An 11,894-nucleotide genomic window follows, 5' to 3' on the forward strand; every position below is an offset into this window, starting at 1 on the left:
GTGGAGGTCCGCAAGCGGGAGAGGGCTTGCCGCCGCCCGCGACCCGGCCCAAACGGGACGGGTGAAGAGACAATCGCTGATTATCGATTGCGACCCCGGCGTGGATGACGCCGTGGCGCTGATGCTGGCCTTCGGGGCCGAAGAGCTGGACCTGCTGGCCGTGACCACGGTGGGCGGCAATGTGCCGGTGGAGAAGACGGCGCGGAATGCGCGCATGCTTCGCCAGATCGCCGGGCGTCCGGACGTGCCGGTGTTCATGGGCGCGGCGCGGCCGCTGGCCCGCACGCTGGGCACGGCGACCGATTTCCATGGGCCGGAGGGGACGGGCGACCTGACGCCGTTCGAGCCGGATCTTCCGTGCGCGGACGGTCATGCGGCGGACGCCATCGTGGATCTGGTGATGAGCCGTCCGGCGAAGTCCGTGGCCGTGGCCGTGCTGGGCCCGATGACCAATCTGGCGCTGGCGATCCGCAAGGAACCGGCGCTGGCCGGGCGGCTGGGGCCGGTGGCGGTCATGGGCGGCGCGCGCAGCGAGGGCGGCAACATCACCGCCTCGGCCGAGTTCAACATCTGGGCCGATCCGGAGGCGGCGGCCGAGGTGCTGGCGACGGGCGCCGAGGTGGTGCTGTTCGGACTGGACGCGACCCATCAGGTGCGGGCGACGGAAGAGCGGATCGCGGCGGTGGAGGCCATTGGTACTGCGATGGCGGACACGGCGGCGAGCATGCTGCGCTTCTCGCAGCGGGTGGAGCGGACGATCGTCGGCTGGGACGCCTCGCCCCTGCATGATCCCTGTCCGGTGGCCTGGCTGCTGAAGCCGGAGCTGTTCGCGCTGAAGCCCTGCCGGGTGCAGGTGGAGACCGGCAGCGACCTGACGCGCGGCCATACGGCGGTGGAGTTCCGCGAGGCGGTGGCGGGTGAACCGCTGAAGCATCGCTGGGCGGTGTCGGCGGATGCGGACGGGGTGTTTGCGTTGATCAGGGAGAAGGTGTCGTGAGGATCACTGTCGTCGGATCGATCAATCTGGATTTCGTCGCCTCGGCGCCGAAGCTGCCGCGGGCGGGCGAGACGGTGACGGGGGCGACCCTGGCGCGGCATCCGGGCGGCAAGGGCGCCAATATGGCGCTGGCGGCCCAGCGGCTGGGGGGCGAGGTTTACATGGTCGGGCGCGTGGGACGCGACGCCATGGCCGAGGAGGCGCTGGCGCTGCTGCTGGCCGATGACGTGGACACCGGCGGGGTGATCGCCGACGCCGAGGCGCCGACCGGCGTGGCCCTGATCGCGGTGGAGCCGCAGGGCGAGAACCAGATCGTGGTGGCGGCCGGGGCGAACCATCAGGTGACGCCCGAGCAACTGCCGGCGCGGATCGAGGGGCCGTTGCTGCTGCAGCTGGAACTGCCGGTCGAGACCGTCGAGGCCGCGGTCGGGCGGGCGACGGATTTCGTCTGCGTGAACCTGGCCCCCGCCCAGCCGGTGTCGGACCAGCTGCTGCGCCGCGCCGACCTGATCGTGGTCAACGAGACCGAGGCGGCCTTCTACGGCGACGGCCTGCACCACGGCGGCGGCCGGGTGGTGGTGACCAAGGGCGCGGCGGGCGCGGTCATGTACCAGCGCGGCGTCGAGATGGCCTGGGCCACGCCGCCCAAGGTGCGGGCGGTGGACGCGACGGGCGCGGGCGACTGCTTCGTCGGTGCGATCTGCGTGGCCCTGCTGGAGGGGATGGAGCCGGAACAGGCCCTGACCTTCGCCTGCGCCGCCGGAGCCATCGCCGCGACCCGGCCGGGCGCCCAGCCGTCCTTCCCGACCCGGGACGAGGTCGAGGAAATCCTGGAGGGCTAGGCCGTCCCGGATAGCGCCTTCGGCGCTTCCGGGATGACAAGAGTGGTGGGTCAGGCCGCTTCCGGCTGGCTGAGCGAGACCTTGCGGTAGCATTCGCAGGCGCAGGCCTCGAGCGCCCGGCGGCTGATGACCCGCACCTTGCCGCGCGAATAGGAGACCGCGCCGTTGGCCTGAAGCATTTGCGCCGCCTCGTTCACCGTGGTGCGCTGGGAGCCGAGCATGGAGGCCATGTACTCCTGCGTCAGCTGCATGGTGTCGCCGTCGGAGCGGTCGTGGCAGCGCAGCAGCCACTTGGCCAGACGGCGCTCGGCCGGGTGCAGGGCGTGGCAGGCGGCGGTCTGTTCGAGCTCGCGCTGAACCCCGGCATGATACAGCGCCAGCATCTGGCGGACGGCGGGACGGTCGTTGGCCAGGGCCCGGACCCGTCCGGCGTCGATCTTCAGCGCCTCGCCGGCGACCTGGATCGTCTGGCGCGAGGCCGAGCGCATCGGAATGGTCGTCGCCTCGACCCCGGCCACGCCCTCGCGGCCGACCATGAAGGCCTCGACCGAGCGGCCGTCGGCCATCTCGTTCACCGTGGAGATGATCCCGGACAGGGGAAAGTGCACCGCGTGGATCATCTGACCCGGCTGGATCAGATCGTCCCCCAGGATCAGGGGCACGCGGACGGCGGTTGCCAGCAGGGCCTCGCGGTCGGCGGCGGGCAGCTGGTCAAGCAACAGGTTCGTCGGCTTGCTCATCGGTCCCTCGACAGGAGGGTCAGGCGGGAAGCCTGACCATACTTCCGGGGTGCCAAACGACGAGTCCGCGAACCGGGTTCCCTCTCAGTCCTCGCGATGATGGGCCAGGCGGAAGGTGTCGGCGGCGCGGTAGCATTCGCAGGCCGCCCGCTCGAGCGTGGCGCGGTCCAGCACGGTGATGCGGCCGCGGGAATAGCTGATGGCCCCGGACTTCTGCAGGCTCTGCGCCGCCTCGTTCACGGTGGTGCGCTGGGAGCCGAGCATGGAGGCCATGTACTCCTGCGTCAGGTTGAAGGCCGCGCCGCCGACGCGGTCGTGGCAGCGCAGCAGCCATTTGGCCAGACGCTGCTCGGCCCGGTGCAGGGCGTTGCAGGCGGCCGACTGTTCCAGCTCGGCCTGCAGGGCGGCCAGATAGGCGGCGATGACGTCGCGGACGGCCGGGCGAGCGGCGGTCAGGGCGCGCAGGCGGGCGACGTCGATGCGCCGCGCGCCGCCGGCCATCTGGGCGACGTTGCGGGTGAAGGCGTGACGCGGCGTGGAGGCGGCCAGCCCCCCGACGACGCCCTCGCAGCCGACCATGACGGTCTCGACCGTGCGGCCGTCCTGCAGCACGGCCACAGCGGAGACGACGCCGTGTTCGATGAAGAAGACGTGGTCGATGGGATCGCCCGGCTCGTGGAAGATATGGCCCGGCGCGAACTCGATTGAGACGCATTGGGACAGCAGGGCGTCGCGATCCGCGGCGTCCAGCGCTTCGATCAGTCGGTTGCCCGGCGAAATCCCGTCCATATCCGGCGGATAGGATGATCCGAGGCCCGCCGTCTGTCGGAAGTCGACTTAAGCGTGACTTTGGAATCATTCCGCTTTCCCGGGGCCGGAGAACGGTCCGGCGGCGGACATTACGGGCGACGGAATCGCCGCGCGGGCGCGTGGGAGACCTGTCGCCGACGTTCATTACGAACTTGAAATCCGGCGCGCGCCAGGTCGCTGCTACGGTCGCGGCGTTCAGTTCCATCGTCCTTTGGGGGGACCTCATGATGACCCGCACCGCAGCCCTGCTGGGCGCCTCGCTGCTGGCCCTGACCGCGCCGGTGTTTCCGGCCGTGGCGCAGGACGCCTCGACCATCACTGTCCCGCCGCTGGAGTACACCCACCGGCAGCTGGCCAACGGGCTGAACGTCTATGCGATGCCGGACCCGACGGCGGGCACGGTGACGGTGCAGGTCTGGTACGACGTGGGCGGCAAGGACGATCCGGAGGGCCGCAGCGGCTTTGCCCACCTGTTCGAGCACATCCTGAGCCGCAAGACGGTGAACCTGCCCTACGGCCAGATCTCGACCATCGTCGAGAACGCGGGCGGGACGCGCAACGCCTCCACTGGTCAGGACATGACCAACTACTACGAGACGGTGCCGCCCCAGTACCTGGAGACCATGCTGTGGACCCACGCCGAGCGGATGGCGCGGCCGGTGGTCGATCCGGACGTGTTCGAGCGCGAGCGGTCGATCGTGAAGGAGGAGCTGCGCCAGCGGGTCTATGCGCCGCCCTACGGCCGTCTGGGCGTCTTCGTGATCGGGGACAACGAGTATGACCAGTCGATCTACCGCCGCAGCGTGATCGGCTCGATCGAGCAGCTGGACAGCGCCACGGTCGAGGACGCGCGGGCGTTCCACGAGGCCTATTACCGGCCGTCGAAGGCGACCCTGATCGTGTCGGGCAATTTCGATCCGGCGCAGCTGGATCGCTGGGTCGACCAGTATTTCGCCGACATTCCCAACCCCGAGCGCCCGGTGCCGGTGTTCGAACGTCCGGTCTCGCCGCCGCGCACCGCGCCCCGGCTGGTCGAGGCCTATGCGCCGAACGTGCCCCTGCCGGCGATCGCGGCCATCTTCCCGGGCGTCAGCGCCTCTGACCCGGACTCGGCGGCGCTGGACGTGCTGTCGGCGATCATGTCGCGCGGCGACAGCTCGCGCCTGCATCAGGCGCTGGTCTATCGCGGCCAGCTGGCCTCGAGCGCCCGGCTGGGCGCGGACCAGATGGAGGAGGGCGGTTCGATCACCGTCCAGGTGACCCTGGCCCAGGGCAAGACCATCCCCGAGGTCGAGGCGGCCCTGAACGCCGAGCTGGAGCGCATCCGCAACGAACCGGTGACCGAGGCCGAACTGGCCGAGGCCAAGATGGAGATCGTCTCGGCGGCCCTGCGCCAGCGCGAGACGGCCTCGGGCCGAGCCTTCATCCTGGGCCGGGCGATCATCGACGAGAATGATCCGACCGCGCCGGACGCCGGCCTGCGGGCGGTGCAGGCGGTGACGGCGGCCGACGTGCAGCGGGTGGCGCGCCGGTACCTGGATGAGCAGGCGCGGGTGTCGATCCGCTATCAGGACGAAAGCCAGCGCCCGGCGGGCGTCGCCGAGGACAGCTGGCGCAACCCGGCCCCGGTCCCGACCTTCGTCAGCGTGCCGCCGGCGATCCTGCCGCCGAACGAACTGCTGCCCGAGGGCCAGCGGCAGGCGCCGCCCGCCCCGGCCGCGCCGCGCGCCATGGCCACGCCGACGGTGGTCGAGCGGACCCTGTCGAACGGCCTGCGGGTGATCGTGGCCAAGTCCACCGACCTGCCGATCGTCAACGCCCAGCTGGTGATCGCCGGCGGGGCGGCGGCCGATCCCGCGGACCGCGCCGGTCTGGCGGCGATGACCGCGGGGCTGGCCTCGGAAGGCGCGGGCGGCCGCTCGGCCCCCGAAATCGCCAGCACGCTGGAGGCCCTGGGCGCCAGCATCGGCGGCGGCGCGGGCGCGGATGCGACCACGGTCTTCATGTCGGCCCCGACGGCCTCGGCCGATCAGGTCGGCGCCGTGCTGGCCGATGTGGTGCAGCGCCCCGACTTCGCCGAGGCCGAGGTGGCGCGCAACCGGACGCGGGCGGTGAACGGCCTGCGGGTCAACCTGCGCCAGCCCGGCCCGCTGGCCAATGTGGTGCTGAACCGGCTGGCCTTCGGCGCCGCCCCCTACGGCGCCCCGACCTCGGGCACGCCGGACTCGATCGGCGCGATCACCCGGGACGAACTGGTCGCCTTCCATGACCGCTGGTGGCGGCCGGACAATGCCGCCCTGATCATCACCGGCGGGATGGAGCCGGAAGAGGCCTTCGCCTTCGCCGAGCGGACCCTGGGCGGCTGGGAACGGCCGTCGGGCGCCGTGCCCGTGGTGGCGAACCGCTCGGGCGCCGTCCCCGCGCCGCGCGTGGTGGTCATCGACCTGCCGGGCGCCGGTCAGGCGGCGGTGGCGGCCGCGGTGCGCGCCCCGAGCCGCTCGGACGAGGGCTACTATCCCCTGGCGGTGGTCAACAGCATCATCGGCGGCGGCCAGAACGGCCATCTGTTCCAGGAGGTGCGGGCCATCCGCGGCCTGAGCTACGGCGCCTATTCGTCGCTGCAGGCGCGGGTGGACGGCGGCCTGCTGAGCGCCACGACCCAGACCAAGAACGAGAGCGCCGCCGAGGTGGTGGGTCTGGTCCTCAACGAGTTCGACCGGCTGCGGACGGAGGCGGTGACGGAGCAGGCGGTGACCGACCGCGAAGCCTTCGTGACCGGAAACTTCTCGCGCAGCGTCGAGACGACGGGCGGTCTGGGCGGGGTGCTGGCGGACGCCGTCACCTACGGCCTGCCGCTGACCGAGGTCGGGACCTATGCGGGCAAGATCAATGCGACCACGCCCGCCGGCGTGCGCGCGGCGGCCCAGGGCGTCAGCTCGGATCAGGCCTATGTCGTGGTCGTCGGTCAGGCCTCGATGTTCATCGACGCCCTGCGCGCGGCGCATCCCGATGTGGTGGTGATCCCGGCGGCGGAGCTGGATCTGGACAGTCCGACGCTGGGGCTGTGAGCTCTCCTCCCCGTCGCGGTTCGCGATGGGGAGGGGGACCGCCCGGGCGACTCAGCCCGGGTGGTGGAGGGGGCGGCGCAGACGGTAGGGGATTGGCGTACGGCTTTCAGAAGCCGGAGCCGCCCCCTCTGTCACGCTTCGTATCCGAAGCGCGCCACCTCCCCATTCGCGACGCGAACGGGGAGGAGATTACTTCGCCCGAAACGCCGCGATGGCGTCCACGGTCTTGCGGACCTGCGCCTCGATGCCGGCCCAGTCGCCGGATTTCACGGCGGCGTCGGTGATCAGCTTGGAGCCCATGCCGGCGGCGACGATGCCCGAGCCGAACCATTTGGCGATGGAGGCCTCGTCCGGATCGACGCCGCCGGTGGGCATGATCTTGGTCCAGGGCATGGGGCCCAGCACCGCCTTGACGAAGTCGGCGCCGCCGACGCTGGCGCCCGGGAACAGCTTGACGATCTCGCAGCCCAGCTCGTGCGCCTGACCGATCTCGGTGACCGAGCCGCAGCCGGGGAAGTAGGCGGTCATGCGGCGGTTGCAGACCTTGGCCACGTCTTCCACCAGGCAGGGGCTGACGATGAAGCGGGCGCCGCGGTTGAGGAACATCGCGGCGGTCGGGGCGTCGATGACCGAGCCGATGCCCAGGATGATGTCGGGATCGGTCTTCTGCAGCTCGCGCGCCAGCTCGCCGAACAGGTCGACGGCGAAGTCGCCCCGGTTGGTGAACTCGATGGCCTTGGCTCCGCCGCGCGCGCAGGCGCGGATCACGTTCAGGCAGACCTCGGGGTCGGCGTGATAGAAGACGGGGGCGACGCCCTGCGCCTCGAGGGCGTTGAGAACGGTCAGGCGGTCGTGGCGCATGGGATACCCTTTATCCGCTCATCCCGGCGAAAGCCGGGACCCAGTGCTTCGGGTGACGGCTGTCACCGGTGTCGATGATCTGTTTATCCCGGCGGGCGGGCGAAACGAAAGGACTGGGTCCCGGCTTTCGCCGGGATGAGCGGAACTTATTGTTTCGCCAACTCCACCACCCGCTTCACCATGGCGCTGTCCGGGTCGAGCAGCGGGCCGAGGACGGTGAAGTGGTTGAGGCCTTCCAGCGCTTGGTAGCGGGTCTCGACGCCGTTGTTGGCCCAGTGGTCGGCCATCATCTTGGACTGGCGCAGGAACTCCGGGCTTTCGTCGCCGCCGACGAGGCAGTCGAGGATGGTGCCGCCCGGCGTCGAGCCGTTGGGGATGGGCCAGAAGATGGGGGACAGGGCGGCGGCCTCGTTCTCGTCGAGGTCCAGCGCCGTGTTCAGCGAGGTGTGGATCAGGGGGCGCAGGTCGAAGACGCCGCTGATGGCCACGGCGGCGGAGGCGCGGGCCTCGCTGAGCATGCAGGCGGACATGTGGCCGCCGGCGGAGTGGCCGAAGACGACCGGGCGCCGGCCGCCGTTGCGGGCGCGGATCAGGTCCACCGCCTCGCGCACCTGTTTGAGGATGGTCCCCAGCCGGACGGTCGGGGCCAGGTCGTAGGAGGGGACCGCCAGGCTGACGCCGTGATGGAGCAGGGCGGGGGCGAGGCCGCTGAACCAGTCCTTGTCCAGCGCCTGCCAGTAGCCGCCGTGCAGGAAGACGACGATGGGGGCGTCCGGTCCGGCGGAGAACAGGTCCATCACCTCGCGCGGGCCGGGGCCGTAGGCCATGACCTCCGGCGGATGGGCGGCGCGGGCGGCCTCGGCGGCGGCCTTCCACTGGCCCATGGCCTGCATGTGGTCGGGGACGCGGGCGCGGTTGTTGTATTCGGCCTCAAGGAGAGGGTCGAGGGTTGAGGGGCGAGGGTCGAGGGAGGCGCCGCGGGGCGGATTTTCCTTGCTGGTCAATTCGCCTTACCCCTTGGCTGACGTGTAGTGGTCATTAGAATCCTCGACCCTCGACCCTCGACCCTCGACCCTCGCCACCGGACCTCCCGCCATGATGACCGCCATCTTCGTCTTCATCAAATGCGAGCTGGGCCACGCCAACGACGTGGCGGCCGACATCGTGGACAATGTCGAGTACGTCTCGGAGGTCTATTCGACCTCGGGCCAGTACGACCTGCTGGCCAAGTTCTCGCTACCGAAGGACCTGGATATCGGGACCTTCGTGACGAAGTCGGTGCAGACGCGCCCGAATATCCGTGACAGCTTCACGGTGATCACCTTCTCGCCGTTCCTGCCTTCGAAGGGGTAGGCGCGGGCTTCCCCTCGTCCTTCGCCTCCTCGGCCTCGTCGGCGTCGCCGACCTTCTCCTCGACAGTGGCGGACAGGCGCTGGAAAACGCCCAGGCCGACGAGGACCAGCACCGAGACGCCGATCAGGGCGACCGGATAGAGCATCTGCTCGACACTCTCGCGCGCCGTCTTGAAGACCAGCACCAGCCCCTCGAGGAAGAGGGCGATCAGGATGGTGGAGAGGAACTTCGTCAGGCTTCGCCGGGCCTCGGCGGCGCTGCGTTTTTCGGAGCCCCGGCGGACCTCGTCCTCGAACAGGTATTTGGCCACGTCGAAGACGGCGATGGCGACGATGACGTAGCCGAGGATGTCGAGGATGGCGTCGGCGGCGGCGTCGCCGCCCGACAGGATCGGGCCGACCGCGTGGGTCAGGCCGACGATGACGAGGCCCAGGGCGAGGACCAGCAGCAGCAGGCTGGCGGCGGCGAAGACGGCGCGGGTGATCAGGCTCATGCGGGCCTAACGCGATCACAACGTCGAGCGTTGCCGTCGGGTCACCGTAGTCAAACGAGACTTATCGCTGCTAACCTTCGTCCAAGAGCTCCGGCAAACGGACATCAAGGGTTGGAAAATGGCTGATCTGGAAGCGTTCCGCGCCGAGGTGCGCGCTTGGCTGGAAGAGAACTGTCCGCAGGAAGTGCGCGGGCCGCTGGACAATGAGGAAGACCGGGTCTGGGGCGGGCGCAACGCCAGCTTCAAGACCCCGGCCCACAAGCTCTGGATGGAGCGGATGGGCGCCAAGGGCTGGACCGCGCCGGAGTGGCCTAAGGAATACGGCGGCGGCGGGCTGAGCCGCGAGGAGGCCAAGGTGCTGGCGTCCGAGCTGCGCCGGATCGACGCCCAGATGGCGCTGTCGAGCTTCGGCATCTGGATGCTGGGGCCGGCGCTGCTGCAGTTCGGCACCGAGGAACAGAAGAAGCGCTTCCTGCCCGAGATCGTGCGCGGCGAAATCCGCTGGTGCCAGGGCTATTCCGAGCCGGGCGCCGGGTCGGACCTCGCGAACGTGCAGACCAAGGCCGAGGACAAGGGCGACCACTGGATCGTCAACGGCCAGAAGATCTGGACCTCGTACGCCGACAAGGCCGACTGGATCTTCTGTCTGGTGCGGACCGACCCGGAGGCGCCCAAGCATCTGGGCATTTCCTTCGTGCTGTTCGACATGGCCTCGCCCGGCGTGACGACCAGGCCGATCACCCTGATCAGCGGCAAGAGCCCGTTCTGCGAGACCTTCTTCGACGACGTGCGCGTCGAGAAGGAGAACCTGGTCGGGACGCTGAACCGCGGATGGGACGTGGCCAAGGCGCTGCTGGCGCACGAGCGGACGATGATCGGCGCCATCGGCGACGCGGGCGGCGGACGGCCGCTGGGTCAGGTGGCGACGGACTCGGTCGGCGTGGATGAAGAAGGCCGTCTGGACGACCTGATGCTGCGCGCCAAGGTGGCCGAGCTGGAGGTCGACGCGGCCGCCTTCCGTCTGGCGATGGAGCGGGCGGGCGATCAGATGAAGGCCCGTCAGGCCCATCCGGCCATCGCCTCGATGCTGAAATACTACGGCTCGGAGCTGAACAAGCGCCGCCACGAACTGCTGATGGCGGCGGGCGGCTCGGAGGCGCTGGAGTGGGAGGGCGAGCGGTCGCGCGAGGGCACGGTCGCCCGCGACTGGCTGCGGACCAAGGCCAACTCCATCGAAGGCGGCACCAGCGAAGTGCAGCTGAACATCATCGCCAAACACCTGCTGCAGCTGCCGGGAGCCTGACGCCCATGCCTCTGATCCTGACCGAAGAGCAGACGATGCTGAAGGAGGCCGCGGACGGCTTCCTGAGCGAGAACGCGCCCATCGCCCATCTGCGCAAACTGCGCGACAGCCGCGACGCCGACGGGGTGTCGCGCGAGCTGTGGAAGGCGTTCGGCGAGATGGGCTTCGCCGGGGTGATCATCCCGGAAGAGCACGGCGGCTCGGCGCTGGGCGCCGTGGAAGCCGGCGTCGTGGCCGAGGCGCTGGGCCGGACCCTGACGCCGTCGCCCTTCATGGGTTCGGGCGTGCTGTCGGCCAAGGTGCTGGTGGACGGCGGCTCGGCGGAGCAGCAGGCGGCCTGGCTGCCGAAGATCGCGGCGGGCGAGGCGATCCTGTCGCTGGCCGTCGATGAGGGCGCCAAGCATGCGCCGTCGAAGATCGCGACCTTCGCCGAGCGCGCGGGCAACGGCTTCAGGATCAACGGGGCCAAGGGCTTCGTGCTGGACGGCCATGTGGCCGACGCCCTGATCGTGGCGGCCCTGACCGAAAACGGCCTGACCCTGTTCCTGGTCGATCCGAAGACGAAGGGCGTGGAGATCGAGCGCACCGTGATGGTCGACGCCCACAATGCGGCGCGGGTGACCCTGACCGACGTCGAGGTCGATGCGGACGCGGTGATCGGATCGGTGGACGGCGGCGAGGCCCTGCTGGAGGGCGCGCTGAACCTGGGCCGGGCCTGCGCGGCGGCGTCGCTGAACGGGGCGGGCGATCAGGCCTTCCAGACGACGATGGAATACCTGCGGACCCGCAAGCAGTTCGGCAAGCTGATCGGCGAGTTCCAGGCGCTGCAACACCGGGCCGCCCACCTGTACAGCGAGATCGAGATCGCCCGCGCGGCGGTGATGGGCGCCCTGCAGGCGCTGGACGCCGGCAAGGAGAAGGCCCCGCTGGCGGTGTCGGTCGCCAAGGCCAAGGCCGGACGCGTCGCCGAACTGGCGGTGCAGGAGGCGGTGCAGATGCACGGCGGCGTCGGCATGACCGACGAGTTCGACGTCGGCCTGTTCATGAAGCGGGTTCGGGTGCTGAACGAACTGCTGGGCGACGCCGGGTTCCACCAGGAGAAGATGGCGCAGAGCCAGGGGTTCTGAGTTCACCTCCCCATCACCCGTTCAAGGCGATGGGGAGGACAGATCGGCGTCGTCGCCGATCGGGAGGGGGCGGCGCAGGGGGTGGCTGATTGGCCGCCGATACCGGTGTTTGAGACCTCTCCGGTGCTGACGGAGCCGCCCTCACCTGACCGTCGCCGACGCGCCGGTCTGTCCTCTCCATTCGCTTGAGGGCGAATGGAGAGGTGAGCGCCCGCGCCGTTCTCCGCAAACTCGGTCGGCGGGGTGGCCCGCCACCCGCAGCCCCTGCTAAACCTCCCGCAAGGGAGACCAGCACATGAC

Annotated in this window: 11 protein-coding genes; 6 read left to right on the forward strand and 5 right to left on the reverse strand. The window is 70.1% G+C overall.

What is annotated here, in order from left to right; translation table 11 throughout:
• The first annotated feature begins 61 nt into the window (after positions 1-61).
• Positions 62-997, forward strand: coding sequence for a nucleoside hydrolase (locus VGE03_RS01135; RefSeq protein WP_331044629.1), 936 nt, complete (start codon positions 62-64; stop codon positions 995-997).
• Complete coding sequence (locus tag VGE03_RS01140; RefSeq protein ID WP_331044630.1) at positions 994-1,839, forward strand: ribokinase; 846 nt, start codon at positions 994-996, stop codon at positions 1,837-1,839. The genes VGE03_RS01135 and VGE03_RS01140 overlap by 4 nt, the downstream gene beginning before the upstream one ends.
• 50 nt (positions 1,840-1,889) lie before the next feature.
• Here the strand turns inward: VGE03_RS01140 and VGE03_RS01145 are convergent, their stop codons facing one another.
• Both VGE03_RS01145 and VGE03_RS01150 read right to left on the reverse strand, forming a co-directional pair.
• Positions 1,890-2,579 (reverse strand): Crp/Fnr family transcriptional regulator, encoded by a 690-nt coding sequence (locus VGE03_RS01145; protein WP_331044631.1) that lies wholly within the window; start codon positions 2,577-2,579, stop codon positions 1,890-1,892.
• Positions 2,580-2,663: 84 nt separating this feature from the next.
• Positions 2,664-3,368, reverse strand: coding sequence for a Crp/Fnr family transcriptional regulator (locus VGE03_RS01150; protein ID WP_331044632.1), 705 nt, complete (start codon positions 3,366-3,368; stop codon positions 2,664-2,666).
• Between the two features lie 248 nt (positions 3,369-3,616).
• On the opposite strand from VGE03_RS01150, the gene VGE03_RS01155 reads away from it, so the two are divergent.
• Complete coding sequence (locus tag VGE03_RS01155) at positions 3,617-6,457, forward strand: pitrilysin family protein (protein WP_331044633.1); 2,841 nt, start codon at positions 3,617-3,619, stop codon at positions 6,455-6,457.
• Positions 6,458-6,646: 189 nt separating this feature from the next.
• Here the strand turns inward: VGE03_RS01155 and VGE03_RS01160 are convergent, their stop codons facing one another.
• Both VGE03_RS01160 and VGE03_RS01165 read right to left on the reverse strand, forming a co-directional pair.
• Positions 6,647-7,318: a bifunctional 4-hydroxy-2-oxoglutarate aldolase/2-dehydro-3-deoxy-phosphogluconate aldolase gene (locus VGE03_RS01160; RefSeq protein WP_331044634.1), complete on the reverse strand. Its 672-nt coding sequence runs from the start codon at positions 7,316-7,318 to the stop codon at positions 6,647-6,649.
• 146 nt (positions 7,319-7,464) lie between these two features.
• The gene (locus VGE03_RS01165; RefSeq protein ID WP_331044635.1) at positions 7,465-8,322 is read right to left on the reverse strand and encodes an alpha/beta hydrolase; all 858 of its coding nucleotides are present in this window, start codon (positions 8,320-8,322) and stop codon (positions 7,465-7,467) included.
• A gap of 91 nt (positions 8,323-8,413) precedes the next feature.
• Between VGE03_RS01165 and VGE03_RS01170 the strand changes: the two genes are divergently transcribed.
• A complete protein-coding gene (locus tag VGE03_RS01170) occupies positions 8,414-8,671 on the forward strand; it encodes an Lrp/AsnC ligand binding domain-containing protein (RefSeq protein ID WP_331044636.1) in 258 nt (85 codons plus the stop codon).
• Here the strand turns inward: VGE03_RS01170 and VGE03_RS01175 are convergent.
• Positions 8,637-9,164, reverse strand: coding sequence for a GNAT family acetyltransferase (locus VGE03_RS01175; protein WP_331044637.1), 528 nt, complete (start codon positions 9,162-9,164; stop codon positions 8,637-8,639). The genes VGE03_RS01170 and VGE03_RS01175 overlap by 35 nt on opposite strands.
• A 118-nt stretch (positions 9,165-9,282) precedes the next feature.
• Here VGE03_RS01175 and VGE03_RS01180 point away from each other — a divergent pair, with 118 nt between their 5' ends.
• Complete coding sequence (locus VGE03_RS01180; protein ID WP_331044638.1) at positions 9,283-10,467, forward strand: acyl-CoA dehydrogenase family protein; 1,185 nt, start codon at positions 9,283-9,285, stop codon at positions 10,465-10,467.
• A 5-nt stretch (positions 10,468-10,472) separates the two neighbouring features.
• A complete protein-coding gene (locus VGE03_RS01185; protein WP_331044639.1) occupies positions 10,473-11,594 on the forward strand; it encodes an acyl-CoA dehydrogenase in 1,122 nt (373 codons plus the stop codon).
• Positions 11,595-11,894 lie beyond the last annotated feature (300 nt).

The organism is Brevundimonas sp., from assembly GCF_036400995.1.
Classification (GTDB): Bacteria; Pseudomonadota; Alphaproteobacteria; order Caulobacterales; family Caulobacteraceae; genus Brevundimonas.